This is a genomic window from Salinicola sp. JS01 (assembly GCF_030284585.1).
GTDB lineage: Bacteria > Pseudomonadota > Gammaproteobacteria > Pseudomonadales > Halomonadaceae > Salinicola.
Genome location: NZ_CP127244.1, coordinates 3,342,766 through 3,369,736 on the forward strand (window position 1 = coordinate 3,342,766; position 26,971 = coordinate 3,369,736).

At 63.6% G+C, this 26,971-nt stretch carries 26 protein-coding genes; 14 read left to right on the forward strand and 12 right to left on the reverse strand.

Annotated features, from left to right (window positions below):
• The first annotated feature begins 134 nt into the window (after window positions 1-134).
• Window positions 135-383, forward strand: a complete 249-nt coding sequence (locus tag QO259_RS15205; RefSeq protein ID WP_207033408.1) for a GlsB/YeaQ/YmgE family stress response membrane protein — start codon at window positions 135-137, stop codon at window positions 381-383.
• Window positions 384-477: 94 nt separating this feature from the next.
• Window positions 478-1,098 carry a flavin reductase family protein gene (locus tag QO259_RS15210; RefSeq protein ID WP_207033410.1) on the forward strand — a complete coding sequence of 207 codons (621 nt, stop codon included), beginning with the start codon at window positions 478-480 and terminating at the stop codon, window positions 1,096-1,098.
• A gap of 7 nt (window positions 1,099-1,105) precedes the next feature.
• Here QO259_RS15210 and QO259_RS15215 read toward each other — a convergent pair whose 3' ends face one another.
• Genes QO259_RS15215 through QO259_RS15225 form a run of 3 tightly spaced genes read right to left on the reverse strand, consistent with a single transcriptional unit; the run spans window position 1,106 to window position 4,283 of the window.
• Entirely contained in the window at window positions 1,106-2,692 is a 1,587-nt protein-coding gene (locus QO259_RS15215; RefSeq protein ID WP_285950586.1) for a diguanylate cyclase domain-containing protein, read from the reverse strand.
• 3 nt (window positions 2,693-2,695) lie between these two features.
• Window positions 2,696-3,112, reverse strand: coding sequence for a hypothetical protein (locus QO259_RS15220; protein WP_285950587.1), 417 nt, complete (start codon window positions 3,110-3,112; stop codon window positions 2,696-2,698).
• Between the two features lie 10 nt (window positions 3,113-3,122).
• Window positions 3,123-4,283 (reverse strand): porin, encoded by a 1,161-nt coding sequence (locus QO259_RS15225; RefSeq protein ID WP_285950588.1) that lies wholly within the window; start codon window positions 4,281-4,283, stop codon window positions 3,123-3,125.
• 260 nt (window positions 4,284-4,543) lie between these two features.
• Between QO259_RS15225 and QO259_RS15230 the strand changes: the two genes are divergently transcribed.
• The 3 genes from QO259_RS15230 to QO259_RS15240 are packed head-to-tail and all read left to right on the forward strand — an operon-like array spanning window position 4,544 to window position 7,927.
• Complete coding sequence (locus QO259_RS15230; RefSeq protein ID WP_285950589.1) at window positions 4,544-6,106, forward strand: bifunctional GNAT family N-acetyltransferase/carbon-nitrogen hydrolase family protein; 1,563 nt, start codon at window positions 4,544-4,546, stop codon at window positions 6,104-6,106.
• A 44-nt stretch (window positions 6,107-6,150) separates the two neighbouring features.
• Entirely contained in the window at window positions 6,151-6,948 is a 798-nt protein-coding gene (locus QO259_RS15235; RefSeq protein WP_285950590.1) for a M90 family metallopeptidase, read from the forward strand.
• Between the two features lie 58 nt (window positions 6,949-7,006).
• Window positions 7,007-7,927, forward strand: coding sequence for a methylenetetrahydrofolate reductase (locus QO259_RS15240; RefSeq protein ID WP_285950591.1), 921 nt, complete (start codon window positions 7,007-7,009; stop codon window positions 7,925-7,927).
• A gap of 145 nt (window positions 7,928-8,072) precedes the next feature.
• Here QO259_RS15240 and QO259_RS15245 read toward each other — a convergent pair whose 3' ends face one another.
• Window positions 8,073-8,420 (reverse strand): hypothetical protein, encoded by a 348-nt coding sequence (locus QO259_RS15245; RefSeq protein ID WP_285950592.1) that lies wholly within the window; start codon window positions 8,418-8,420, stop codon window positions 8,073-8,075.
• A 203-nt stretch (window positions 8,421-8,623) separates the two neighbouring features.
• Between QO259_RS15245 and QO259_RS20305 the strand changes: the two genes are divergently transcribed.
• The 3 genes from QO259_RS20305 to ltaE all read left to right on the forward strand — a co-directional run bounded on the left by QO259_RS20305 (window position 8,624) and on the right by ltaE (window position 10,579).
• Entirely contained in the window at window positions 8,624-8,836 is a 213-nt protein-coding gene (locus tag QO259_RS20305; protein ID WP_353057295.1) for a hypothetical protein, read from the forward strand.
• Window positions 8,833-9,486, forward strand: a complete 654-nt coding sequence (locus QO259_RS15250) for a sirohydrochlorin chelatase (RefSeq protein WP_353057296.1) — start codon at window positions 8,833-8,835, stop codon at window positions 9,484-9,486. Before QO259_RS20305 ends, QO259_RS15250 begins: the two co-directional genes overlap by 4 nt.
• A gap of 76 nt (window positions 9,487-9,562) precedes the next feature.
• Complete coding sequence (gene ltaE / locus QO259_RS15255; RefSeq protein ID WP_285950593.1) at window positions 9,563-10,579, forward strand: low-specificity L-threonine aldolase; 1,017 nt, start codon at window positions 9,563-9,565, stop codon at window positions 10,577-10,579.
• Between the two features lie 300 nt (window positions 10,580-10,879).
• Here ltaE and QO259_RS15260 read toward each other — a convergent pair whose 3' ends face one another.
• From QO259_RS15260 to QO259_RS15270, 3 genes are all read right to left on the reverse strand, one after another.
• On the reverse strand, window positions 10,880-11,314 hold the full coding sequence (locus QO259_RS15260) for an acyl-CoA thioesterase (protein WP_285950594.1): 435 nt from the start codon (window positions 11,312-11,314) through the stop codon (window positions 10,880-10,882).
• Window positions 11,315-12,223: 909 nt separating this feature from the next.
• Entirely contained in the window at window positions 12,224-12,688 is a 465-nt protein-coding gene (locus QO259_RS15265; RefSeq protein WP_285950595.1) for a hypothetical protein, read from the reverse strand.
• 65 nt (window positions 12,689-12,753) lie between these two features.
• Window positions 12,754-13,617, reverse strand: coding sequence for a LysR substrate-binding domain-containing protein (locus QO259_RS15270; protein WP_285950596.1), 864 nt, complete (start codon window positions 13,615-13,617; stop codon window positions 12,754-12,756).
• Between the two features lie 339 nt (window positions 13,618-13,956).
• On the opposite strand from QO259_RS15270, the gene QO259_RS15275 reads away from it, so the two are divergent.
• The gene (locus tag QO259_RS15275) at window positions 13,957-15,120 is read left to right on the forward strand and encodes a TauD/TfdA family dioxygenase (RefSeq protein ID WP_502949154.1); all 1,164 of its coding nucleotides are present in this window, start codon (window positions 13,957-13,959) and stop codon (window positions 15,118-15,120) included.
• Window positions 15,121-15,165: 45 nt separating this feature from the next.
• Window positions 15,166-16,107 (forward strand): ABC transporter substrate-binding protein, encoded by a 942-nt coding sequence (locus QO259_RS15280; protein WP_285950598.1) that lies wholly within the window; start codon window positions 15,166-15,168, stop codon window positions 16,105-16,107.
• Window positions 16,108-16,369: 262 nt separating this feature from the next.
• On the opposite strand, the gene QO259_RS15285 is transcribed toward QO259_RS15280, so the two are convergent.
• Window positions 16,370-17,284: a LysR family transcriptional regulator gene (locus QO259_RS15285; protein ID WP_285950599.1), complete on the reverse strand. Its 915-nt coding sequence runs from the start codon at window positions 17,282-17,284 to the stop codon at window positions 16,370-16,372.
• A gap of 291 nt (window positions 17,285-17,575) precedes the next feature.
• Here QO259_RS15285 and QO259_RS15290 point away from each other — a divergent pair, with 291 nt between their 5' ends.
• Window positions 17,576-18,652 (forward strand): tartrate dehydrogenase, encoded by a 1,077-nt coding sequence (locus tag QO259_RS15290; RefSeq protein ID WP_035477087.1) that lies wholly within the window; start codon window positions 17,576-17,578, stop codon window positions 18,650-18,652.
• Window positions 18,653-18,718: 66 nt separating this feature from the next.
• Here the strand turns inward: QO259_RS15290 and QO259_RS15295 are convergent, their stop codons facing one another.
• From QO259_RS15295 to QO259_RS15310, 4 genes are read right to left on the reverse strand one after another with little or no spacing between them, the layout of a single operon-like run.
• Complete coding sequence (locus tag QO259_RS15295; RefSeq protein ID WP_285950600.1) at window positions 18,719-19,510, reverse strand: PEP-CTERM/exosortase system-associated acyltransferase; 792 nt, start codon at window positions 19,508-19,510, stop codon at window positions 18,719-18,721.
• Entirely contained in the window at window positions 19,485-22,289 is a 2,805-nt protein-coding gene (locus QO259_RS15300; protein WP_285950601.1) for a bifunctional diguanylate cyclase/phosphodiesterase, read from the reverse strand. The genes QO259_RS15295 and QO259_RS15300 overlap by 26 nt, the downstream gene beginning before the upstream one ends.
• Window positions 22,290-22,320: 31 nt before the next feature.
• Complete coding sequence (locus tag QO259_RS15305; protein ID WP_285950602.1) at window positions 22,321-23,493, reverse strand: hypothetical protein; 1,173 nt, start codon at window positions 23,491-23,493, stop codon at window positions 22,321-22,323.
• A gap of 16 nt (window positions 23,494-23,509) precedes the next feature.
• A complete protein-coding gene (locus tag QO259_RS15310; protein WP_285950603.1) occupies window positions 23,510-23,944 on the reverse strand; it encodes a type 2 periplasmic-binding domain-containing protein in 435 nt (144 codons plus the stop codon).
• A gap of 477 nt (window positions 23,945-24,421) precedes the next feature.
• On the opposite strand from QO259_RS15310, the gene QO259_RS15315 reads away from it, so the two are divergent.
• From QO259_RS15315 to QO259_RS15325, 3 genes are all read left to right on the forward strand, one after another.
• Window positions 24,422-24,862, forward strand: coding sequence for a hemerythrin domain-containing protein (locus QO259_RS15315; RefSeq protein WP_035477092.1), 441 nt, complete (start codon window positions 24,422-24,424; stop codon window positions 24,860-24,862).
• Window positions 24,863-25,188: 326 nt separating this feature from the next.
• A complete protein-coding gene (locus tag QO259_RS15320; RefSeq protein ID WP_502949114.1) occupies window positions 25,189-25,782 on the forward strand; it encodes a lipocalin family protein in 594 nt (197 codons plus the stop codon).
• A 56-nt stretch (window positions 25,783-25,838) separates the two neighbouring features.
• Window positions 25,839-26,867, forward strand: coding sequence for an SMP-30/gluconolactonase/LRE family protein (locus QO259_RS15325; RefSeq protein WP_285950605.1), 1,029 nt, complete (start codon window positions 25,839-25,841; stop codon window positions 26,865-26,867).
• Window positions 26,868-26,971: the final 104 nt, after the last annotated feature.

The window sequence follows — 26,971 nt, forward strand, 5'->3', positions numbered from 1 at the left end:
GGACCTTTGTCAGGCGCTTGCCGGGCGCGGCGACGCCGACTAGCTTCTGACCAGGACAGATACTGTCAGTCGTAGACCCCGTTTCTCATACAGCGCGCCATGTCGGCACGCGCCCACCCAGCCAGGAGGCACTCATGGGCATCATCACGTGGATCATTTTCGGTCTGATCGCCGGCGCCATCGCCAAGCTGATCATGCCGGGCAAGGACCCGGGCGGCTTCATCGTCACCATTATCCTCGGCATTCTGGGGGCGGTCGTGGGCGGCTGGATCGGCACCGCACTCGGTTTCGGCAGCGTCTCCGGCTTCAACTTTGGCAGCTTCGCGATCGCCGTGCTCGGCGCCATCGTGCTGCTGATCGTCTATCGCGTGGTGCGCAAATAGCGCCAGACCCCATCCGCCTCATCGCCGCCGCCGGCATGGCGCCAGCGGCGGCCACCCCCGTCGCGCCATCGCGCCCCCTCAGGAACCTTTCGCTATGCCCAGCAACGCCCACTTCTACCAGCCCCGAGAGGGGCATGGCCTGCCGCACAATCCGTTCAAGGCGATCATCGGCCCGCGCCCGATCGGCTGGATCTCGTCTCAGGACGAGTCGGGGCAGTTGAACCTGGCCCCTTACAGCTTCTTCAACGCCTTCGCCGATACCCCGCCGATCATCGGTTTCTCCAGTGCCGGCTACAAGGACAGCGTGCGCAACATCGAACGCACCGGCGAGTTCTGCTGGCAGCTGGCGACCCGCCCTCTGGCCGAAGCGATGAACCAGAGCGCGGCGTCGGTGGCCCCGGAGGTCGACGAGTTCAGCCTGGCCGGGCTCACCCCGAGTGCTTCCCAGGTCGTCGCGGTGCCCCATGTGGGTGAAGCCCAGGTGGTGTTCGAGTGCCGGCTTAGCCAGACGCTGCGGCTGCGCTCTGCCGCCGGCGAAGAGATCGACAACTGGCTGGTACTCGGTGAGGTGGTCGGGGTACATATCGATCCGGCCCTACTGGTCGATGGCATCTATCAGACCGCCGCCGCGCGTCCGATACTACGTGGCGGCGGCCCGGCGGACTACTTCGAGGCCGCCGAGGCGCAGCGTTTCCAGATGCGTCGGCCGGGCTGAGTGCGGCTCAGCCGTTGCCGGTGTGGAAGCGCCAGGTATTGCGCCCGGCGCGCTTGGCCGCGTACATCGCGCGGTCGGCAAGTAGCAGCGCCTCCTGCGGCTCCTCGGTATCCACCCCGAGCAGCGCCACCCCGATGCTGACTCCGATGGTGATCGCCACCCCCGACTCGAGCTCGATCGGGGTCTGCAGTCCTGCGACGAAGCGCGCCAGCAGCGCCTCGACCTCGTCGCGCTGCCCGCACCCTTCCAGCAGCAGCACGAACTCGTCACCACCCAGCCGCGCCACGTAGTCACGCTGGCGCAGCAGCACCGCCAGCTCGCCGCCGACGTGGCGTAGTACCCGGTCTCCGGCGTGGTGGCCGTGGGTGTCGTTGATCTGCTTGAAGTGATCGAAATCGAGCAGCACGAGGGCGTGGCAGCGATCCGGGTAGAGCCGATGATGGCGCCCCATCACCGCCAGACGACGGTCGAAACCACGCCGATTGCCGAGCCCGGTGAGCGGGTCGGTCACCGCCAGTTGCTCGGCCGCGTCCGCGGCGCGCTTACGCGCGGTGACGTCATGTGCGACCCCCTGCAAGCGCCCGGCCTCCAGCGGGTTGAGCACCAGGCTGACCCAGCGCCGTGGCTCCTCGTCGCCCAGCGCCACCTCCCACTGCTGCCCACGGCCGCCGGCGACCACCGTGGCCGGGCTGGCGCCAGAGGTGCCCTCAGGGTCGACCAGGGTGGCGAAATCGATCGGATGGCGGTTCAGGTCGCGATTGGCGGGCAGCTTGAACAGGCGCCGGAAGGCGGGGTTGGCGACGCGGATCGCGCCGTTGTCGTCGACCTCGAAGATGCCCGTCTCGACGTTGTCGAAGATCGCCCGGTAGCGGCGCTCCTCGACCTCGCGCTCGAGGCGCAAACAGCGCTCGGCGTCGAGACTCTGGACCAGGTTATCGATCATGGCGTTGACGCTGTTCACCAACTGACCGATCTCATCGTCACGGTTACCCCGCGGCGCCTGCAGCTTTTGCCCGGTCTCCGCCTCGAGCGCTCGCAGCCGCTGCGACAGCCCGGTGATCGGGCGGGTCACGTAGCGCACCACCACCAGCACCACACAGAAACCGATGCCTAGAAGCTGCAGCAGCAGCGCACCGCCGACGAAGCGCGAGGCCTGATCGACCAGGCCATCGATATAGCGCTGATTGGGGTCGATGATCAGGCGGCACAGGGGTGTCCCGGCATCGAATGGCGAGGATATCTCGCGCGTGAACAGGGCATCGCTGGATGTGTCGATCGGCCCGCCCCGATCGACCAACAGCTTGCCGTCGAGGGACTCGATGCGTACCGCATGCACGATATCGTTGCTCAGCAGGCCATCGGCCAGCTCCCGTGCCAGCTCTTCGCCATTCAGGAAACAGGCGATCTGCGCCGTGCGCTCGACCGTGGTCAGCAAACCCTCGAGGCGTGCCTGCTGCTCCTGATGCACGCTCAGAGCGCGAAAGTGCACCGCCAGCAGCAGGAAGGCGATACCCAGCAGGCCCACGATGAGCAGGATGATCGCTGTAGTGCGAAGCGCCAGGCGAGTGTGTAATAGCGTCAGCAGTCGCGACATGGCTCACTCATTCAGTATCAGCACGACGTGCAGGTCGTCACCCACCTCGCGGCTGTCGAGATAGCCCACGGCGCTCGGGTTGTGCGCCACGAGCTGGCGCATCTCGGCGGCCGTCGCGACCTGCTGTGGCGGTGAGGCCTCGCCCGAGAACACCAGGCGCGCCCAGTAGGCGTTGATCTCGGCCAGATTCTTGTTCACCAGCGCCCGATAGAAACGCGCCTTGAGCGGTGCCACGTCCAGCGGCAGCGCCGGATTGCCATTGGGCAGCATGCGGTAACGGCCCATGAAGATATTGATCGCATCGCTGCGGGTGAGCTGGCCGACACCGCTGCCCGCCTTGACCACGATGGCGATATCCGCCATCGCCGGGAGTGCCAGCGTCAGTAGCGCTATGAGAAGACAGGCGCGCACGCGAATCATGCCCAGATTCCTAGAAGATGAAGTCCAACCCGAGACTGAAGATCGAGCTCCAACCGCCCTCCCAGTCGCTGTCACCACGCCACAGGAAGCCGGGCCTGCGCGTATCGACACGATCGAGCTGCACCTTGAGTGCGATATCCCTGGCAACATCGAAGCGCGTGCCGAAGGTCCAGGTGCGCTGGTCGATATCGGTGACGTCGGGGTTGGTGGAAGAGGTCATGGCGCGGGAGTGGGCGACATAGGGCGTCACTTGCCCCACCCGGTAACCGACCGAGAGCAGCGCCGAGTCGATCCGGCCGTGGTAGCGCGCGGTGCGGCTGCGGTTCCACATCGCCTGCACCTGCAGCGGGCCGCTGTCATACAGCGCCCCCAACGAGAACAGCCGCAGCCGCGAGAAGCCGAGTGCACGCTCGATCTCGCGCTCGCCGTCCAGCCCGGGAACTTGCAGGCTGTCGATCTCGTTGACGATGCTCCCGGCGTAATCCACGTCAGAGCGCACTTCGGTATAGCTGGTGCGCAGGCGCCAGGGGCCGTGTTCGTAGTCGAGATGACCACCGTAGACGGCGTCGGCATCGAAGTCCGCGACCAGATCGTCGACCACGTAGATGCGGCTGTCGGAGCTGCCGGCGTAGAGCTTGAGCCGCACCAGATCGCTGCCCACAGGCTGCTTGAAGGTGACGTCGGCACCGTCGATATGGGTCAACTGCAGCATGCCGAACTGATCCACCGGGGGTCTCGCCCAAGGGTAGGCGTAACCCACGTAGCGCGAGTCGGCGAGCTGGAACACATCCCAGCCCAGACGCCCGGCGCGCAGCTGCAGCGCGGGGTCGGGGCGATAGCGCACGAATGCCCAGCTCAGCTCGGGGCGATAATTGCCGCTATCGTGGTAGCGGCTGATCCCCTGCACCACTACATCCCAGCGCGGGTCGAAACGCCACCCGAGCTGCGCCCCCAGCAGGCTGTCGACCCGCGCGCTCCATCCCTCACCGGCGCCCTTGGGCTGGCCGATGTCACGCAGGAACTCGGCCTCGGCGTTGTCGCTGTGGACCAGCCCCAGGGTGCCGAATCCGCTCAGCGTGAGGCGGTCGTCGTCGCTCGCCTGAAACGCCTGGGCTGCCAGGCTCATGCTCATCAGCACGAGCCCCAACCCTATCTGTCGCCATCGCTGCATATCGGGTCTCAGGGGTAGTTGGCGTAGCTGCCACGCACTCCACCGCTCGAAGAAAAATTAGAATGTCTGCATTATTGTCGGCAGACGCTCCCCTTTCTGAAGCCGGCACGCTTTGCATCATCACGGTGCCGCCTGGGGCCACCGCCGTCAGGCACCGACGCTCGGCGAGGAACGCGACGTGTTAGACTTTGTCTCTATAAGCCCTTTTTTCACGCCAATGTGCGCCGACCGTTATTGGCCCGGATGGAGATAGCCGCTCAATGTCTCTGGAAGAACTGCATCTCAACCTGCGCAACCTCGCCTGCGAGGACTACCCGCAGCTCAAGCGGCTGATGGACGCCGTCTACGACGACATCGGCGGTGCCTGGTCCCAGCACACCATCGACAAGCTGATCGACGAGTTCCCCGATGGCCAGATCATCATCGAGGACGACGACAAGATCGTCGGCGTCGCGCTCACCGTGCGGGTCGACTACGACCGTTTCTCCAACCCGCACAAGTACGACGAGCTGATCGGTCACCGCGAGATCATCCTCAACGAGCCCGAGGGCGATGCGCTCTACGGTCTCGACGTGCTGATCGACCCCGCCTACCGTGGCTATCGCCTCGGCCGGCGCCTGTATGAAGCGCGCAAGGACCTGTGCCGCTCGATGAACCTGCGCGCGATCCTGGCTGGTGGGCGTATCCCCAACTACCACCAGCACGCCGCGGAGATGTCGCCGGCGGAGTACATCGAGCGGGTCGCGCGCAAGGAGTTCTACGACCCCATCCTGTCGTTCCAGCTGGCCAACGACTTCCTGGTCAAGCGGCTGTTGAAGAAGTATCTGCCCGAAGACGAGAAGTCGATGGGCTACGCCACCCTGCTTGAGTGGAACAACATCCTCTACGAACCGGCCAGCCTGGTGATCGACACCCGGCGCACCCAGATCCGCGTGGGCGCGGTGCAGTGGCAGATGCGCGAGTTCGACTCGGTCGAGTCGGTCCTCAAGCAGGTCGAGTTCTACGTCGATGCCATCTCCGACTATCAGAGCGACTTCGCGGTCTTTCCGGAGCTGTTCAATACCCCGTTGATGGGGCTGACCGACCAGACCGACCAGGTCGCGGCGATCCAGTTCCTGGCCGGCTTCACCGAGCGCTTCAAGAGCGAAATCTCGCGCATGGCGGTCTCCTACAACATCAACATCGTCGCCGGTTCGATGGTGGAAAAAGGCGCCGACGGCAAGCTCTACAACGTCTCTTACCTGTGCCACCGCGACGGCAGCATCGACCGCCAGGCCAAGCTCCACATCACCCCCCAGGAGCGCCGCGACTGGGTGGTCGAGGGCGGCGACGAGCTGTGCGTGTTCGAGACCGATGCCGGCCGCGTGGGCATCCTGATCTGCTACGACGTGGAGTTCCCGGAGCTGCCGCGGCTGCTCGCCGAGCAGGACATGGACGTGCTGATCGTGCCGTTCTGGACCGACACCAAGAACAGCTATCTGCGCGTGCGCCACTGCGCCCAGGCCCGAGCGATCGAGAACGAGTGCTACGTAGTGGTGTGCGGCAGCGTCGGCAACGTACCCTCGATCGAGAACCTGGACATCCAGTACGCCCAGTCATCGGTGTTCTCGCCGTCCGACTTCGCCTTCCCCCACGATGCGGTGCTCTCCGAGACCACGCCCAACACCGAGATGGTGATGTTCTCGGACCTCGACCTGAACAAGCTCAAGCTGGTGCGCGCCGAAGGTGCGGTGACCAACCTCAAGGATCGCCGCCTGGACCTCTACGACCTGCGCCTGCGCGACTGGTCGTGGAAGTCCGGGGCGCGTCAGGAGGAGAGCTGAGCCGTGCTGCGAGGCGAGCGTAACGCCACCCCGGAGAGGCCCGCGTGAAGCGGCCGGGCTGGTGGCCCATTCGGCGCGGCGCCCCCGCGTTCGATGCGGCGTGCTGGCAGGCGGTGCGTCAGGGCCTGCCGCTGCTCGCCGACCTAAACGACAGCGACGCCGCACGCCTGGGTGAGCGCGCCTGGCAGCAGCTGCACCGCTGGCAGTGGGCGGCGTCCGAGGGCGTCGAGTTCGATCTCGCCGCCCAGCTCGCGATCACCGCCCAGGCCTGCCTGCTGACGCTGGCCTGGAGCGACGACGACGCCAGCGCCGCCTTCGCCAACGTGCACGATATCGTACTGGTCGCCGACGCCTTCCACCGCCGTGTGGAAGAACTGGACGACTTCGGCGTGATGCACGAGTACGAGGACGAACGCGCCGGCGAGACCTCCTGGCGTGGCCCGGTGGTGCTGGCCTCTCCCGAGGTCGGCGCCAGCGGCGACTACTCCGGCTACAACGTGATCATCCACGAGTTCGCCCACAAGCTCGACCTGGGCAACTCCCACGATGTCGACGGCTTCCCGCCGCTGGCCGCCGCGAGCGAAGTCACCGCCCAGGAGTGGCATCGCATCTTCACCGCGGTATGGGACGACCTGCAGGCGCACCTCGCCCGCGGCGAAGAGACGCCGATCGACGACTACGCCGCCACCCACCCCGGCGAGTGCTTCGCGGTCTGCTGCGAGCTCTTCTTCACCGCCCCGGATCAGCTGATCGAGGTCTATCCCGCGCTTTATGACCTGCTGAAGCGCTACTTCGGGCAGGACGCCATGACGCGTTTCACACGCCCCTCGCCATCCGCCTGAGGCCGATTTCAAAATTCGAACGCAATAGCGTAAAAAAATCGCCGGATGGAGGATCAAGATGTCGGCGCCATTCGCCAAGCCCAAAGACGTGGTGACGACACCGCTGAACGAGGGGCCTTGCGTGCCTTTCATCCCGCTGTCCCAGGGGTATTCGATAGAGGCCACACCGAAGGCAATACTTGGAGACAGGGTCGAGTGGGGCGCCGTCCCCGAGGAAACCCGCATTTTCGTTCCCCAGTTCCCGAAGCATACGCACGAGGAGATGCTGGCGTGCGCCAGGCGATTGCAGAGCTTGGGCTTCAAACCGGTACCCCATGTGACCGCCCGTAGCCTGGCCGACAAGCGTGAATTCGAGCGTTTGCTATCGAAACTGGTGGCAGAGGCCGCCGTCGACGAGATCCTGCTGCTGGCCGGCGGCGACGACACGCCTCACGGCCAGCTCGGCAACACGCTCGAGCTGCTGGAGTCGGGTGTCATCGAGCGTGTCGGTATACGGCGTATCGGTGTGGCGGGGCACCCGGAGGGGCACCCCGAGGCGACGCAGAAAGCGCTCGACCGTGCGTTGGCGATCAAGAATGCCTTTTCGGTCGAGACCGGTATTCCGCTCTACATCGTCACCCAGTTTTTCTTCGATGCCGACCCTTTCATTGCCTGGGAGCGTCGTATTCGGGAGCAAGGCAATCGGTTGCCGATTTATGCCGGCCTGCACGGTCTGGCCAGTGGACCCAGCCTGCTCAAGCACGCCATGGCTTGCGGGGTCGGTTCCTCGGTCAAGGTGCTACGCAGGAACATGAACGGATTGAGAGGATTGCTGAGCCTGAGCTGGCGAGGTCAGGACCCGGGCCGGATCGTCAAGGCACTGGCCGCCTCCAAGAAGCGCGACCCGGCCAGCAACCTGGCAGGCTTTCACTTTTATGCCCTGGGGGCGTTCGATCTCACGGTGAAGTGGGCCAACCGCTTCGCGCAAACTCGAGGATGACCGGGGCCATCACCCCGTCGGCGTCGTCTCTCTATCAACGACCCACCGGTAGCCAACGACCCACCGGTAGCCGGCCAGATACCGCGTATCGGATACGCCCGCCTCCGCCCGGCGGGCAGCGTGTCGAATGGAGTTGGGATCGCCTCTACGCCGATCTCGCTGCCATCACCCGTTCAAACGCCTCCCGCCAGGCCCCGGCCTGCCGCGCCGGATCGACGGGGAACCGCCCCAGTTCCACGGCAAGATCGAAGAAGCCCTGCGCGGGCAGCCCTTCCCCGCGGCGGCTGACGACCAGCGCGGCGATAAAGGGCCGGCCGTGCTCGGCGTCTTCACGCATCAGGGCTTCCAGCGCCTGGGCGACGCGCTGAATGGTGCGCGGCGGCTGCAAGCCCAGCGCCTCGGCAAGCTGCTGATAGGTGATCGGCAGTGCCTCGCGGGGAGCCGCCGCCAGGTATTGGCGAAGGCGCTGGGGGAGTACGGGATCTTGGGTCATCGGCCTAGGCCCTTCACGAAAACTGGCTGCGCTCGCTGAATGTGTAAACACCCTCTAAGCATCGGCATCATGCGCCACGCGCTCGGCGTGAACAAACGCACGGCCGAGAGACGGTGGCCAGTCTGCCCGGTTCTGCCAAGCGCTAGCACTCGGGTATGCTAGCCATTCAGCGATTGGCTCTGGCGTTACCCCATCGAGGCCCCATGCGAAAGATTCTACTCGTCGACAACGGCTCCCTGCGCCCCGCCGCAACGCTCAACCTGCGCCGGCTCGCCGCGGCCCTGAGCCAGGTCAGCGGCGAGGCGGTCGAGGCCGCGTCGCTGCTGCACTCGTTCAAGATCCCCCCGAGCAGCTCGGCGGGCACAAGGCCGTCTCGCTGGGGCCGCTGGCCGAACGCCATGCCGCCGCGGGCGTGACCGAGCTGCTGATTCTGCCCTTCTTCTTCGGGCCCAGCCAGGCGCTGACCCGTTACCTGCCGGAGCGGCTGGCCGAAGTGCAGGCCAACTACCCCGAGCTGGCAGTGAAGGTCGCCCCGCCGCTGGTGGATACGCTGCTGGCGCCGGATTTGCGCCTGGCGCGGCTTCTCGCCGACAACGTGCGCGAACGCATGACGGGCCAGTCAAAGCCCAGGGTCGTGCTGGTCGACCACGGCAGCCCGATCCCCGAAGTGACGGCGGTGCGCAACTACCTCAGCGGGCAACTGAGCGCACTGCTGGCCGATGAGGTCGCGGGTGTGACGTTCGCCTCGATGGAGCGCCGCGAGGGCGATGCCTACCGCTTCAACGAGCCACTGCTGGAAGACCTGCTGGCCTCACCCGCGCTGGCCGAGGGTGACGTGATCCTGTCGATGCTGTTTCTCTCCCCGGGCCGCCACGCCGGCGAAGGGGGCGACATCGCCGAGATCTGTTCCCAGGCGATGGCGCGTGCCCCCGGCCTGAACGTGGTCACGACACGGCTGGTGGGCGAAAACGATTCCATCGTCGAGATTCTCGCGACTCGCCTGCAGCAGGCGCTCGCCGGCTCACCGCTGCTGATGGCGCTTGCCCCGGCGTCGCCGCCGGCGTGAGCGACGCTCGACCAGGCGCCTGGCCGACGCGGCCCTCGACCACGCCCCTCTGCAACGACACCTCAAAGGCGCTTACATGATCGATTTACGCAGCGATACCGTGACCCGACCCAGCGCCGAGATGCGCCGGGTGATGTTCGACGCCCCCCTGGGTGACGATGTCTGGGGCGACGACCCCAGCGTCCATCAGCTGGAGCGCTACGCCGCCGACCAGACCGGCAAGGCGGCGGCACTGTTCTTCCCCTCCGGCACCCAGAGCAATCTGGTCGCGCTGATGAGCCACTGCCAGCGTGGCGACGAATACCTCGTCGGTCAGCAGGCGCACACCTATCGCTATGAGGGCGGCGGCGCGGCGGTCCTGGGCAGCATTCAGCCGCAGCCGATCGACAACGCCGCCGATGGCAGCCTGCCGCTGGAGAAGATCGCCGCCGCGATCAAGCCGGTGGACCCGCACTTCGCCCGTACCCGACTGCTGGCGCTGGAGAATACCTTCCACGGCCAGGTACTGGATGCCGACTATGTGCATCAGGCCACCGCGCTGGCGCGACGCCATGGCCTCGCCACCCATCTCGACGGTGCCCGCGTGGGCAATGCCGTGGTCGCCAGCGGCTCGACCCTGGAAGCGCTGTGCGCGCCCTTCGATAGCGTCTCGATCTGCTGCTCCAAGGGGCTTGGCGCGCCGGCCGGTTCGGTGCTGGTGGGTAGCCAGGCACTGATCGACCAGGCCCGGCGCTGGCGTAAGGTGGTAGGCGGCGGCATGCGCCAGGTGGGGCTGCTGGCGGCGGCCTGCGAATATGCGCTGACGCACCATCTGCCGGCACTGGCCGCGGATCATGCCAAGGCCGAGCGTCTGGCGGCGGGGCTCGCCGCCATCGACGGGATCGAAGTGACCTCACAGGCGACCAATATGGTGTTCGTGCGCTTCACCCGCGGCGACGCCCTCGACCCCGAGCACCTGCTCGCCTGGCTGAAGGCACGCGACATCCTGGTCGGTGCGCTCTACGCGCCGCGCTTCGTCACTCACCGCGATGTCTCCGAGGCGGATATCGATCAGGTGGTGGACGCCTTCGCGCGCTACTTTGCCAGCCACTGATCAGCCAGCCACTGATCAGCCAGCCACCGATCGACCAGTCACCGACACGGCCGACTCGCAGCGTCGGCTAACGCGCGCCGGCAAGCGCCTCAATCGACCCGGGTGGATGAGCCGGAAGAGGGGCGCGTCGGCGATATCATCCAGCTGGCGACCGGTGAAGGATGACGCTACCGAGCAAGACGGACCGGGCTGGCGCGCCAGTTGACGAGGTGTCAATGAGCAGGTGACTCGTTCCGCTCGCCCTTCGGGCCGGAGCAGCTGCCAAGCCGTTGACGTTGGGAAGCCAAAAGCCGTTGCGCTTCATTCCGGTGACGGCTTTACCATGGACACGCCTTGATACGCTGCCACTGCGGCCACGACCTCTTCGGGTGAGATGACACCGTCTCTGCCACGAATCACCGCGCGTGAAACACCCTCAGCCACGGTGGCACCACTGGCGTTGGTAAACCAGTGCCGCATGTAGAAATATTTCTCGTCCCAGCGCTCCATGCTCATGCCACAACGATAGCGCTTTCCAAATTTGAGCGATTTGTAATAGTTCATGTCATGGTAAGAGATAATCGGCATCCATTTGCGCTGCAGCATGATCCGCGCCAGCCCCGTGCGAATGAAAAAGTCGATGCGATTAAGATCGCAGACGGTCATGAATCGGCCATTATTCACATGTCCATTCACGTCGATATCATTCGGTAAAACGATCCCCTCAAGGGTGTTTTCAAGAGCATTCAGGCGCATCCAACCTCGCCGACGCTTCGCCGTCAGTAGTAGCCAAATCATCCTAAAATATAGATTCATTTCACCCCCTAAAAATCAATCTAGCAGCAGATCAAGCCCGGCTTTCTCCTGATACAGCTAAGCACCCCAACCTTCATGTCTTCCTTGAAGTGAGGGGGCGGGACGGCCATCTCTAGCCACCTTGACAGGCACACTACTTGCCCTGACCAAGAAATCTAAACACTTTCAAGAAGAGACGCCTTTTCTTACGATAAACAAAAAATGCTACACCCACCAATACAGCAAAAGATAAAAACTCAGAAAAATCCCGAGAAAAACCGAGAGACACAAAGACCCCAGATACCATTGTCACCAAAGGCCACAGCAAGAAAATACCGATAGCCATCCATGCTGGCCTTGAGAGCCCGCCCCCAGTCTCATACATGGTGGCCCCACAGATTGGGCATATATGCTCAGTCGTTCTGGATAAAATAACGTTATTAGCATTGTGGTGCCATAACCTAGGGACGACCACGGAAGCGCATTTCGGACAAGTCACCTTCTGCTGGGTCTTTATTTCATCCATTCCCTTGTCCTCGAACGAGAGCTTTTACATCATCAAAAACTAAATTCAGAAAGACAGAAATATTCACGAGCGAACGAGCTTTTTAAGTAGCAAAATTCAACCCAGCATTCAAGGCCACTCAACACATTTAGATTATTCTTTCATAAGATAGAAGGGATTAGGCCTCTCGATAGAGAGCCTTTACGAGGGCACCGTAAACCTGCCCCTCAGCGCCACCTTTGCCATCCTTGGCAAAGGATCCTCCCGTCGTCTCACTCCCGACACCCATAATTACAAGGGCCTAGAAATGCGTTCTTAGGGAACGAACACAATGCGTTGGCAGCCTCAAATAAACCTCACCCCCGTCAATCGACCCGGGTGGATGAGCCGGAAGAGGGACGTGTCGGCGTGGAGCGCGTGGTGGTGGTCGTCGTCGTGGTCGTCGAGCGGGTGGTGGTCGAGCTGGCGCCCGGCCCGCCATCGCCGCTCGGCGCATAGGGATCGCAGACCCGTCGCGCGGTGGAGATGGTGGTGCCGCCGTCGCGGCCATGGCAGATTGTGCCGCCGGCCGAGTCGTCACGCACCGGTGGCGGATTGGGCGCGGTATTGATGCCCGGCACCACCTGAATCTCCAGGCGCCGCGGCACGTAGTCTGCGCGACCGTCGTGGTTGTTGTCGGGCAGATACACGCGCTTGCCGGTGTGCGGGTCGACACCGGTGACGCCCTGCGCCAGGGCAACGCCGGCCGCAGGCAGCGCCGTCATCAGGGCCAGGCCCAGCGTCAGTGCCGCCTTGGCCAGCGGGCGACGGGATCGCGATAGCTTGGACATGCTCCACCTCGAAGTTGGCGGGAAAGGCCTTCAGCATAGCCCACCTGGGCCGTGGCCGGCTCGGCTCAGTGGTCCGCCAGCAGCCAGTCCCATAGCGCCGCCGCCGGGGCGCGCAGCTGACGGCTGGCCGGGCGTACCAGCCAGAACGCTTCGTCGGTGGCCATGTCCAGAGCGAAGGGCGCCACCAGATCACGGCTCGCCTCGAGCAGGCGTCGGTGGGAGAGCGCAATCCCGCCGCCGTAGCCGGCCAGCGCCAGGGTGGTCACGTGGGTATCGCAGATCATCGCCCGGCAGCGCTGCTCGAGCCCGGCGACACCTGCCAGAGCCAGCCAGCTCGGCCAGCCGGCGGCGAACCCCGCGGCGTGCAGCAGCGTCTCGCCGGCCAGGTCGGCGGGCTCGCCCAGGCGCTGCGCCAGCGCCGCGCTGCACACCGGCAGCAGGCGTTCTTCCCCCAGGCACTGCGCGGTGAGATCGGGCCATTCGCCGTGGCCATAGCGCAGCTCCATATCCACCCCTTCGGCACCGAAGTCATCCGCCCAGATCGCGCTCACCAGGCGCAGGGTGACCTGCGGATGCGCCTGCTGGAACCGCAGCAGGCGCGGCGCCAGCCAAGTCTGCTGCAGTGCCGGCGTGGCGCGCAGGGTGATCGGCGCATCGGGGCTGGGACCGAACACCTCGGCGGTGCCTTCGGCCAGCCGCGCGAAGGCGTCCTGCACGCTGGGCAGCCAAGCGCGCCCGGCCGGCGTGAGCGCCAGGCTGCGCGGGTGACGCACGAACAGCGGCTGCCCGACACGGTCCTCGAGCAGCCGAATGCGCTGACTGATCGCGGACTGGGTAACGCCCAGCTCACGCCCTGCGGCGGTGAAGCTGAGGGTGCGCGCCGCCGCCTCGAACGCGTGTAACCAGAGCACCGGGGGTAGCTGGGACATAGTGACTCTCTTGCAGTTCGAGTGGACCGGAAGACGCTCTCACGCACTGACTGGCGAACGATATCGGGCGCAGACCGCGCTTTTGCTGAAATAAGCTCGGCATTAGCTCAGCTTGGCCTTAGCCGACAGATTAATCGTTTGTCACGCTTTGTCACTCTCCGCATCCTGTCTCGATATCGCGAGACGTGAGGCGTCGATGCGCCTATCGCTCGCCCGGCGTTCTGCCGCTCATTCCTCATTCACCTGCAAGAGATGGTCACGCCATCGGGAGTTCGAGTCTTGTCATCCGGTAATGCCTTCCACACCGCTTCTGCCGCGGACGCCGACACGCGCATCGAGATGGCCGAGCTGCGCCGCTATCGTCAGGGCGAGGGCGCGCCCGACGTGGCGCTGGTGGAGGCCAGGCGGCAGTCACGCCGGGTAGTGCTGACCTGGGCCGATGGCAGCCAAGGCGAGTTTCCCCAGCGCTGGCTGCGCGATCACTGCGCTTGCCCTACGTGCCGCCACCCGCTGACCCGAGAGCGGCTCTACTCGCTGCTCGACGACCCGCTGTGGGCACGTCTGGGCAACGACGACGCGGTGGCCGAGCTGAACATTACCGCCGACCGCCTGAGCCTGACCTGGGCCGACGGCCATCGTTCCTGTTTCGATGCCGGCTGGCTGCACCAGCGCCGTCCCGGCCAGGCGCTGGACACCCTGCTGCCCCGCGCCGAGCCGTGGCAGCCAGGCTTTGCCCCGCGCCACGTGGCCTATACCGAGTTCGACGCCAGCCAGGCCGGGCGCCGCCGCTGGATCGAGGCGCTGCTGCGCGATGGCCTGGTGCTGCTCGACGAGGGCCCGTGCGAGCCGGAAACGGTCTCTCGCATCGCCGAACACATCGGCCCCCTGCGCGCCACCAACTTCGGCGCCCGCTTCGATGTACGCTCGGTACCCAACCCGAACAACGCGGCCTATACCGCGATCGGCCTGGAGCTCCATACCGATCTGCCCAACTGGCGTCAGCCGCCGGACATCCAGCTGCTCTACTGCCTGGAGAACGATGCCGAAGGCGGCGAGTCGAGCTTCACCGACGGCTTTGCCGCGGCGCGCGAACTGCGTCAGCGTGACCCGCAGGCGTTTCGGATGCTCAGCGAAACGCCGATCGACTTCCGCTTTCAGGACGATGGCCACGATATCGCCGTGCGCCAGCCGGTCATCGACCTGGATGCCACCGGCGAGCCGCGCGAGATCCGTTTCAACAACTGGATTCGCGATACCCTGAGCCTGCCGCTGGCGCAGATCGACGCCTGGTACGACGCCTACCATACCTTCTGGCAGGTGCTGCGCGAGCCGCAGCGCCGGGTCGAGCTGACCCTGGCGCCGGGGCAGATGGTGGCGTTCGACAACCGCCGCGTGCTGCACGGACGTCACGCCTTCGACCCCAACACCGGCAAGCGTCATCTTCAGGGCACTTATCTCGACCTCGACATGCTGCAGTCGCACCTGCGCGTGCTGACACGCTGAGAGCGCACCACCGCTAGCCCTTACCCGCTATCAAGGAGAATGACAATGAGATATGCGACCACCCTGTCCGCCCTGCTGCTGGGCACCGGCCTGAGCCTGGGCGCCATGCCGGCGGCCCAGGCCGCGGACGACAGTATCGTCTTCGGCGCGCCCGCCTGGCCCGGCATCAGCGTCAAGACCGAGATCGCCAGCCAGTTGCTGAGCACGCTCGGCTATCACCCCAAGACCGAGGAGATCGGGCTGCAGGTCATCTACCAGGGCCTGGACAGCGGTGACGTCGATGTCTTTCTGGGGGCCTGGCTGCCGGCCCAGCAGCCGATGCTGGCGCCGCTGGAGGAGAAGGGCAGCGTGCGCCGCCTGACCACCAACGTGACCGGCGCGCAGATGACACTGGCGGTGCCCGAGTATGTCTACGACAGCGGCATCACCTCGTTCGCCGACCTCGATGCCCATCGCGACGAGTTCGGCGGCGAGATCTACGGCTTCGGCGCCGGCTCGGCGGCGAGCGAGATCCTGAACAAGGCGATCGACGCCGACACCTGGGGCCTGGGTGACTGGACGCTGGTCGACACCAGCACCGTGGGTATGCTCAGCGCGGTCAAGAGCCATATCGACAACCACGAGCCAATCGTATGGGTCGGCTGGAAGCCGCATTGGATGAACCTCGAGTTCCCGATGCACTATCTGAGCGACAGCAAGAATCTGTTCGGCAAGGGCAACGGCGCCAGCGACGTGCGCACGCTGATCGCCAGCACCTACGCCGAGTCACATCCCAACCTGGTGACCTTCTTCGATCAGTTCAGCTTCTCCTCGGCAGAGCAGAGCTGGATGATCCAGCAGTACGGTCAGGTCGGCGAGTCGCAGCAGGCGGTGGCCAAGGCGTGGATCACTGCGCATCCGGAAGAGGTTCAGGCGATGCTGAAGGGCGTCGAAACCACCACCGGCGAGCCCGCCTGGCCGGCGGTGAAGGCAGCGTTCTCGCTGTGATCCACACTGGCTAAGGCCGCACCTGGCGGTGCGCCGAGCGCGCTCCGCCATCACGGCAAAAAAGCGTTACATTTTTTTCGCGCTTTTTTTGACCCCAGCGGGAACTATCCCGCACGCAGGCACTCTGAGTCAGTGTTCCCTTGAATGATCCCTTACTTGCCCACCATCCCCTGGTGGGCATTTTTTTGTCTGGCCGTTTCTACGGGCCACACCCAGGCGCCGCACGGCAAGTCGCAGAACACCGGTACGCGTCTTACTCAAACTAGGGTAACGGCGGCACCCGCCCCGCCATTTCCCCCACCATGAACTCGGCGAAGCGTTTGACCCGCAGACTCTCACGCGCACGCACGCTATAGAGCAGATGGAAATCCGCAGCCACGCCGCGCCATTCGGGCAGCAGCTCGACCAGCTCGCCGCGGGCGAGCAGCCCATGCACGTCCCACCAGGAGCGCAGCAGCACACCGTGGCCATCACGCGCCAGCCGGGTCATCGCCTCGCCGTCGTTGCTCGACAGCCGGCCATGTACGCGCACCGTGCGCTGCTCACCTGGATCGGCCACGCCCTCGAAGCGCCACAGCGCATAGTCGGTGTCGTTCTCACGGATCACCAGGCAGTCGTGCTGGGCCAGATCTTCCGGCGTTCGTAGCGGTGGCCGGCTGGCGAGATAGGCCGGCGCCGCACACAGGATACGGCGGTTGGCGAGCAGCCGCCGGGCGACCCAGCGTGCGTCCGGCGGCTCACCCACCCGGATGTGGATATCCACATCCTGAGCGTCGAGTCTGCGGGGGAAATTGCTCAGCTCCAGCTGCAGCGAGAGCTGAGGGTGGCAGGCAGCGAAGCGCGACAGCAGCGGCGCCACATGGCGCCGGCCAAAACCGAAGGTGGCATTGACGTGCAGCCGACCGCTCAGCGCCGAGCCCTGCTCGCGCAACGAGTTCTCGAGCTCGCCGAGATCGTCGAGGATCAGCGCGCCGCGCTGCAGGTAGCGCTCCCCCTCCGGCGTGAGCGTCAGGCGCCGGGTGGTACGAACCGCCAGCGTCACGCCCAGCCGCTGCTCCAGCTGCTGCAACCGCTTGCTGACCGCGGAGAGTGACAGCCCCAGCTCACGGGCCGCTCCGGTCAGGCTGCGCGCCCGGGCGACATGCTGGAAAAAGGCCAGATCGTCGAGCGCCGCCACGCCATTCTCCACCTGTATTCAACAATGGCTTGCATGATAGCCCGATTATCGCCGCGGCGAGAGGGCCTACACTGCAGACAGCGAAACTAGGTGCTGTCTGAAAAGTCGACGAGCGAAGGCCAGGCAAGGCAAAAATCGGCGAAAACGCGGAGTTTACGAGGTGTAAATGAGCATTTTGAGCCGGTTTTTAACGCTGCATGGTCGAGCGCAGTTCTTTTCAGATAGTGCCTAACGGCACTGGCACTCGAACAGCGTGCTCCGTCCTCCCATCGACTTACTGAGGTAACTCCCATGGCTAGCCAGACCCATCGCATCGCCGTCATCCCCGGCGACGGCATCGGTACCGAAGTGGTGCCGGAAGGCCTGCGCGTACTCGAGGCCGCCGCGCGCCGTTTCGATATCGCGCTCGAGTTCGAGACGTTCGACTTCGGTAGCTGCGACTACTATCTCGAACACGGTCAGATGCTGCCGGACGACTGGTTCGACACCCTGTCGCGGTTCGATGCCATCTTCTACGGGGCGGTGGGCTGGCCGGAGAAAGTACCCGACCATATCTCGCTGTGGGGCTCGCTGCTGCAGTTCCGGCGCCATTTCGACCAGTACATCAACCTGCGCCCCTGCCGGCTGATGCCGGGCATCAAGAGCCCGCTGGCGGACCGCCACCCCGGCGACATCGACTTCTACGTGGTGCGCGAGAATACCGAGGGTGAGTACTCGAGCATCGGCGGCAAGATCTTCGAGGGCACCGAGCGCGAGACGGTGATGCAGGAGACGGTGATGACGCGTACCGGGGTGGATCGGGTGCTCAAGTACGCCTTCGAGCTGGCCCAGAGCCGCCCGCGCAAGAAGCTGACCTCGGCGACCAAGTCCAACGGCATTTCGATCACCATGCCCTACTGGGACGAGCGGGTGAAAGCGATGGCCTCGCACTACCCCGAGATCGGCGTGGATCAGTTCCATATCGATATCCTGACCGCCAATTTCGTCCTGCACCCGGACTGGTTCGACGTCGTCGTCGCCAGCAACCTGTTCGGCGACATTCTTTCCGACCTCGGACCGGCCTGTACTGGCACCATCGGCATCGCGCCCTCGGCCAACATCAACCCCGAGGGCAAGTTCCCCAGCCTGTTCGAACCGGTCCACGGCAGCGCCCCGGATATCGCCGGCAAGGGCATTGCCAATCCGATCGGCCAGATCTGGTGCGGCGCGATGATGCTCGAACATCTGGGGCACGACGCCGCCGGCGCGGCCATCGTCAGCGCCATCGAACGCGTGCTGGCCAGCGACGACCGCACGCTGCTCACCCCTGACATCAAGGGCCAGGGCACCACCGAAAGCCTGGGTCGGGCGATCGCCGAGGCACTTTGACGGCGACGCGACCGGCGAGCCCCGGGGTGGCGACGCTACGCCGGGGCGCGCGGCGGTAGAGGCCGGTCAGCTGGCGGAACGAGTCAGACGATACTGCTGCTCCAGCTCGTGGTAGAGCGCCGCGTAGAGCGGCTGAAAGGTCTGAGTGAGTTCGCGCTCGGCACGTCGCTGATCGATATAGAACGCCGCCCGCACACCGAGCAGCTCGACGGTCGGGCTCACCTGAGCGAAGCGCAGCCCTGCCCTGGCCAGCAGGCGCTGAAAGCGTGGCTCGATCATCGCCAGAACGTGAGGACGGTCAAGCAGACCACTCAGGGCAGTAGCGCATAGGTTCAGACCAATACCGAGGGTCATGAACGCCTGACGGCCGTGTCGCTGCAGCAGTTGCTTCTCCTGCGCCGATGCGCGCTCGCCTCCCCCGCCACCTGTACGAAAATAGTGGGGAATGGCGACACGCGATATTTCGCAAAGGTGCGCCCTGGAGAGTGGAACGTCGCCCATGTCGATGGTGATGCCCAAGTGCGAGCAGTGTTCTTCGACGGGGAGAGTGACCGCATCACCATCATCCCCTGTCGCCTTGACCACCCGCAGACACCCGACGACCATCCCTGTTTCGCGATGCGTCACGAGACAGTGCAGGGCATTGTCATCGAAGGCGTCCCGTTCGACGCGATCGCGCTGGTCGATGCTGAAAAAACCGAGCTCTTCGCAAAACACCCGATGACGCAGCTGAAAAGCACACCGCTTGTCATCTTCGGACAACGCCAACCTGAACTGGAAAATCGTCAGCAATGCGTCCGTCACACCAGCGATCGAGCGAGGTCGCGAGCGCTCATCCAAATCCTGCGTCGCGAGCAAGCATTGGTTTGCCAAAATAGAACCCCTGAGCGTAATCGATATTATAATTGGCCAAGAAGGGCAGAATAGAAGGCTTATCGACAAATTCAGCGACCGTCTTCTTGCCCAACCCACGGGCGATATCGGCGATAGCTTTGACGATCAGACGACTCTCCTCGCTGTCCAACAGCGTGGTAATGAATGACCCATCTATCTTGATGTAATCCGACGGAAGCTGCCCTAGATAGTAGAAACTACTGAAGCCCACGCCAAAGTCATCCAGTGCTACTTGGCAGCCCAAGCGCCTGATCTCTTCGAGCACACCTCTCGCCGAGGTGAAATCGGTCACTGCTGCCGTCTCCGTGACCTCCACCACCAAACGGTGCGGCTTCACCTGCCACTTATCAAACTCTTCACGTAGAAAGGTTGTCAATGTCCGGTCATTGAGCGACTGCCCGGAGAGGTTGACAGCCAGATTAATGATGTCGTCGGATTGACTTGCCAGCAGGGCAATACCGCGGGAAAGCACCCATCTATCGATGGGAACGATCTGCCCCGTGCGTTCGGCAACCGGAATGAAGGCGCCCGGTGACAAATAGCTTCCATCTTCCTGGCGCATACGCAGCAGCGCTTCGTAATGCTGGATAGTGAGATCTTTCAATCGAAAGATAGGCTGAACCATCAATTCGAACTGGTCATACAGCAGGGCACTGCGAATTTTTTCGACCCAAAAGACACGATTTTTCAGATCTTCACGCCCCTGCTGATCCGGCGTCAGCAAGTGCCAGCGTTGGGTAGCGTCTTCTTTGGCGCGATACATCGCGTAATCAGCGTTGGCCATCAATTCATCGGGGCTGTCACCGTTATCGGGATAGAGCGCAATGCCGATACTTGCGCTGGCGCGATGGATGCGCCCATCCACGTGCAGACTGCGATGCTCCAACTCCTCGGCAATCTGTTTGGCGCGCTCGATCGCTAGATCCGCAGAGGCATGCTCCATGAGCACGGCAAACTCGTCGCCTCCCAGGCGCGCCACGATACTGCCCTGGTTGAGCTCTGCCAGCGTCGCTGCCACAGTCCGCAACAACTGGTCTCCTGAATGGTGTCCGCTCAACTCGTTGACATCCTTGAATCGATCAAGATCGAGATAGAGCACCGCACCGAAGTGGCCCATGACCACGGCACGGCGCAACGAGTCCTCGAAGAAGCGCCGATTGTAGAGTTCCGTGAGCGGGTCGCGGTTGGCCAGCCAGGACAATTGATTTTCAGCCGTTTTCCTCTCGGTGATATCGACGCCGACGGAGATGACCTCAGTGCCCGCTTCTTCCGTTCTCAATGGGGTGTGATACCAGACGATCGTTCGTGTGGTGCCATCGACAGCAACGAACGTACTCTCCTGCTGGCTGCCGTGTGCGAACATCTCCTCCTCATCGAAGCGCTCGACCGCAAAGGTTTCTGGGAAACTGCGTTGCTTTAGCGCCTGCTCATCCAACCCCGTCATCACCTGGCAGAAACGATTGACCAGGGTCATGCGGCCATCCCGGCGGTGCGTGACGACCAGCACCTCTGCGGTATTCATGAGTCCACGGATAAAGTCACGCTCTCGGGCCAGTTCGCGTACTCGGGTCTCGAGTTCGCTTCCGCGTTTGCCGACCTCCTTTTCAAGACCCTCTAGCTGGACTTCGAGATCTATCGCCGTCTTCTCCAGCGTATCGATCTCGTCGACGAACAATGATCTGCGCGCCTGTCGTCCCTGCCGCATGACATAGTATTGACGGTCTGCCAGTAGCGGGAGCTTACGGCTGATTTCCCGCAACTGGTCCATGCGATAGCGCAGAATCAAATAAAGAATGAACTCCGCCGCCAGCCAACCACCAAGGGAGATCAGCAGAATGGTATTGGTGGTGCTGGAAATGCTCGCCATCTGCGAGGTCACGTCCGAAACCAATAGAAAGCTGCCAAGCGCGCCGTCGTCGCTATCGGTTCCCGCGATGGGAATCGTCGACAGCTCATAGGTCCGCCCCCCGCGCGAGTAGCTCAGAGATCTGCCCTGGATCGCATCCCAGGTGTACTGACGCGAGAGTGTTTTAATGAAGGGCAGTAGCTCGGTCTCATGGGTCAAGGCGGTGAGCAGCGTATTCCAGCGTGGCAGAAAGCGCGCATCGTCCGCGTCCCCTGCCTGACGTACCAGCAGGGCGACCTCACTGCCAGAGCTCTTCTGCACATAGCGCGTCACATCGGCCAGCGAGCGTGATAAGACCACAACCCCTGCATCGGTGCCCTCGGCCAGTACGGGTACTGCCTCGAACTGCTGGCACGACTGCCGGCATACCAGTCGATCGGCCGGTTCTTCCCGAACCAGTACGCCACGGAGCCAAACACGGTCGGTGCGCGCAGACGCCTCGGGGGTATCTCTACCGGTACTCGTGATCACGTCCAGATGGCGGTCGTAGACGATGATTTCATCCACCCCGGCATCCAACTGCAGTGTGGGCCACAGCGTGCGGAGCGCACGACTGGCACGCTCTGTGTCTGCATTCAGCAGTGCCTTGCCCAAGTGATCAGAGGCGGCCACCAGGCTCGCCATCTGCCGCATGACATCCGCGGAGCGCTGAATATTGAAATGCACTTCCTGACGTTGCCGCTCGTAAAAATCGCGCCGGGCGTTATCGAACTGGTCCACTAGCGCTCGATTGCTCACCCAGACGATCAGAATCGTCAAACCTAAAAGCAGAAAGCTGGTGAGCAGCATGGCTCGCCATTTCAGGTCCAGCTTGAAGGTCCGCTCATGAGCACGCATTCAAATGCCTTTCAGTGTTTCGTCGATGACATCAGAAAAAGTAAGAGGCCTGAAAAAGCAGCAGATTCCAGTACTTTTCCTGGCTCATGAGTTCCGCCCTATCCTGGTAAGGCAGCCAGCCGGTGCCTTGAATATGGTGAAGTTCCGTCGACACCATGAAACGCCCGTAGGGTTGCCACTGAACGCCGGTCGTCCAGTCCTTGGCATAGCGCGTGAACGCCGGTAGCCCCGATGTCTGCGCAAACTCTTTTCCAGAGCGATCATCGATATCGGTCACCAGAGAGTCGTATCGCAAGAGCCACTGCCACTCACTACCCAGCCTTCGACTCAGCTGCACGTACCAGCTCTCTCCCGTGACATCATAGTTATAAGAGGACACGAATCCTTTTGTCCGAATATTGCGAATGGCGTATTCGGTCGTAAAAGACCAATTCTCCAGATTGTACTGAAAAGAGAGAATCCAAGGCTGAAAGGAGAAATCACCCGACCCAGGGCGCGCACCGCGAGAATCGAATTCCGCGTTGACATCGGCATAGGTCAATGCAAGCACGAATTCGCCGCCGCCGTGCTCATAACGTACCTGGCCGATATAGGATGTCTTTCCCGAGAAGTCGCCATAGTTTTCTGCCCCTAGCACGCTGACTTCGGATTGATCGTCGAGGCGAGGACTACCCAGGCCGAACTGGAACCGCACTGAACCGTTATTCAGAAACTCTTCGGCATAGAGCATGGCACCGTCTGCGGATAGTGCGGGCTTGCGAGTGCGGTCGAAGTAAATGGACTGTGGCAGCAGGATGCTGGGACGCGTGGCGGCAACATCACGCGTCTGGTTATAGAGCCCGAGTGGGTTCTTGAAACGACCGAGCTGAATGCCCGCATTGGCGTAGTTGTCGGTGAAAAATTGGTAGTCCACCACCCCATAGTCCAATTCGGGCTCGTCCAGCCGCTGCATGCTCCCCGCCCGACGCGCCAGCACCTGCCCCGCCACAAGCACGTTGCTACGCGGCCGAAACGAGGCGTTGAGCCCCAGCTCGGTGTACTCCAGGCTGCCGGTATCACGACTGCTCGGGCCGAAGAAGTCGTTGTGATCGGTCAAGATCAGCGCCTGGCTCATGAAACCATGAACCTGAAAGGTGTCCGGCATCTCCATCGCCTGGGCCTGGCCCGCCAGCGCCAGACCGAGCGCGCTCAACCAGCTCGGCACGGCGCTTCGTAATAAGTTATTCAATGTCGAGCACCCGAACTTGATTCGTCAGTTCTGAACGGTAGACGTAGCCGATACCGCCGGGCGTCGAGGCCACGGCCTTGAGCATCGCCGACGCCGTAGCGACTTCGTTCGGTGCCTGTCCGGTACCGGAAAAGACGGCCCTGTCCCAGGCCAGGCGAAGTTGATGGGGGTAGACGCCGAGAATCTTTTTGGCGAAGGCCTCGTGCAGAGGATCGCCGTCCGGCAGCACGAAGACATGCACCGCCTGACCGTCGGAGAGGGTACGTTGACGCATGGCAAAGATCGCTCTGACGGTTTCCAGCGATAGAGAGGTCTGGATGACTGACGGATTGGCGATCAGAACCATTACAGAATCGTCTCCGCGGCTCTTGACGGTAAAGAGAAGACTCGTCGCGAGACACAGACAGACGATCAGCAGATGTCGCATGTGATGCGACTCCGCAGCTCGATCCCCTGGATGCTTGTTGTTGGTTTGCTCATCGCCAAGGACACGTTCGACTCCGACATTGACCGCCGCGCTGCCGTAGTACCGGCTGCCTGCGCCACCCCGCCGGAGCGTCTTACCCGGCGCTGACTTAGGTTTCTCAGCCCTAAAATAACAGCATGTATCATTTTTATCTCATTGACGATCCTGCTCACCCTATTCATCAAAGCTTCACAGGAAATGACACAAGCGTACAGGGCGAATGCTGCTCGGTTCCTACCGCGAAACCTTGCGTCACCTCTCCGAGGAATGCTCGGGCCGGCCACGCTGGCGTGCGGCAGGGCCGACCATGGCCTAATCTAGAGACATGATGCGGCGCATCGACACTGCGGGCTGTTACCGCCCGGCGATGCGCGGCGGCGGCTTTTGCACCGCGGCCCATCATGCTACCCCCGGACGACCCCAAGGATGAGGAAGACCATGACCATTTTCGAAGCCCTGCGTGAAAGTCACGACAAGCAGCGCCAGCTCTTGGAACTGCTGGTGAAGACCCACGGCGACAGCGAGGGCCGCGACGAGCTGTTCAAGCGCCTGCGCGCCGAGCTGGAGAACCACGCCGCCGCCGAGGAGCGCGCGCTCTATATCCCGATGATGGAGTACGACATGACGCAGGAGAAAGCGCGTCATAGCGTCGCCGAGCATCACGAGATCGATGAGCTGATCGAGACGCTGGAAAGCACCGAGTACGACTCCCCGGGCTGGCTGGCGAGCGCCAAGAAGCTGCAGCATCTGGTGACGCACCATCTGGAAGAGGAAGAGCAGGAAGTGTTCCAGCTCGCCGGACGCGTGCTCGGCGACGCCGACAAGACCTCGCTGGCGCAGACCTACCAGCAGGAGATGGAGGCTCGCCGCGCCAGTTGAGCCACCGCTTCGGCAGGCGTCGCCGTCCTTTCTCCTGGGGCGGCGACGCCGCTCTCAACGCTCTGCCCTCTTCTCCTCTATCTATTCCCTATCTCTCTTCTTTCCACCCTCTACCGTCCGCCGCCCACGAGTCTCTTCCCGCAAGCCTCGCAGCGCGCTGCGCCGCCGCTAGCGCTTACCGCGCTACCGCCAGCCCCGTCTGCCGGCAGCCTTGGCAGCGCCGAGGGGATCGCCCGGTATTGCAACTTTGTCTCATTTGGGCAATCTATTAGAATTTGGCGAACCTATGCCGCGCCGAGCCGTGGTGACGCTGCCGCTCAACAAGGATGGATCCTGTGCTGTTACCCTCGAGTCTGCCCCGTTATCCGCGCCTAACCTGGCTCGCCCCCTTCACGCTGCTGGCCGGCTGCACCGGTGTACCGGAGGGGACTCAGCCGGTCACCGATTTCCGCATCGACCACTATCTTGGCCAGTGGTATGAGATCGCCCGCCTCGATCATGGCTTCGAGTCGGGTCTCGAATGCGTCACCGCCAACTACAGCCTGCGCGACGACGGCGACATTCGGGTCATCAACCGCGGCTACGACCCCAAGGAGCGGCGCTGGGAGAGCGCCGAGGGGCGTGCCAGCTTCGCCGGCGAGCCGGATGTCGGGCATCTCAAGGTCAGTTTCTTCGGTCCCTTCTATGCCGGTTACAGCGTGCTGGCGCTCGACCCGGACTACCAGCATGCGCTGGTGGCGGGCCCCGACCGCGACTACCTGTGGATACTCTCGCGCCAGCCGACCATGCCCTCGGCCACCTATTCGGCCTATCTCGATCGTGCCCAGGCGCTGGACTTCCCCGTCGACGAGCTGATCAGCGTCGAGCAGGACCCGGCACACTGTCCGCCCCAGCCCGACGACACCGCCTCGGCGAGCTGACGTTCGCCGAACTTGCGTCCCGAGCCCACTCTCTTGCCGCCAAGGAGCTTCGCCATATGGATATGAACCGTCGCCATTTCCTCGGTACCGGTGCGGCGCTCGCCGCCACCGCTGCGCTCTCACCCACGGCCTGGGCGCAGGACGCGGGCCCGACGCCGAGCCGCTATCCCGACCCCGCCTGGGAAGTACTGGATGCGCGCTTCGAGCCCTACTATCTGTTCAACACCCCGCTCGAACGACACTGGTCCGACGGTCTTTGGCTGGAGGGGCCGGCATGGAACGCGGTCGGACGCTACGCGGTATTCAGCGATATCCCGCGCGCCCGCCAGATGCGCTGGGACGAAGCCAGCGGGCGTGTCAGCGTGCTGCGCGAAGGGGTCGGCCATGCCAACGGCAATGCCTTCGACCACCATGGACGTCTGGTCGTCTGCGAACACTCGCCGGCGCGGGTGGTGCGCTACGAGTGGGACGGCAGCGTCCGCGTGCTCGCCAACGCGTTCCAGGGCAAGCCACTCAATGCCCCTAACGATCTGGTGATCCTGCCCAATGACGGCGTGATCTTCACCGACCCCGGCTATGGCGCCCATGTCGATTACGAAGGCAGCAAACGCCCGCTGCAGCTGGCACCGGCGATCTACTACATCGACGACACGCTCGATGCGCCGCTGAAGCTCAGCGAGGAACTGGCCAAGCCCAACGGTCTGGCGCTCTCCGCCGACGGCCGCTACCTCTACGCCAGCGACACTGCCCCCTCGCACTTTCCCGAGCTGCCCGCCTCGGTATCGCGCTTCGCCCTGTCCGAGCAGGGCCGCGCGCTGGGCGAGCGCGAGATGATCGTCTCCAGTCACGACGAGACCTACGACGGCATCGCCCTGGATGTGGATGGCAATCTGTGGGCGAGCGTCTCCGGCGGCGAGGGGCGCGACGGCGTCTCGATCTTTGCCCCCGGCGGTGAACGCATCGGCCGTATCCGCCTGCCGGAGGTGTGCGCCAATCTGTGCTTCGTCGGCGCCCAGCGCAACCGCCTGCTGATGACCGCCAGCCGCTCGATCTACACCCTTTATACCAACGCCCGCGGGGTTTGATCTGGGGCGTGAAGCGGATGAGCCTCCACCATGCTGACGGCTGCGATGCTTTCAAGATGCGGCCGCGCTTTTTCAGTCTGTCGACGGCCGCGCTTGTCGCGGCC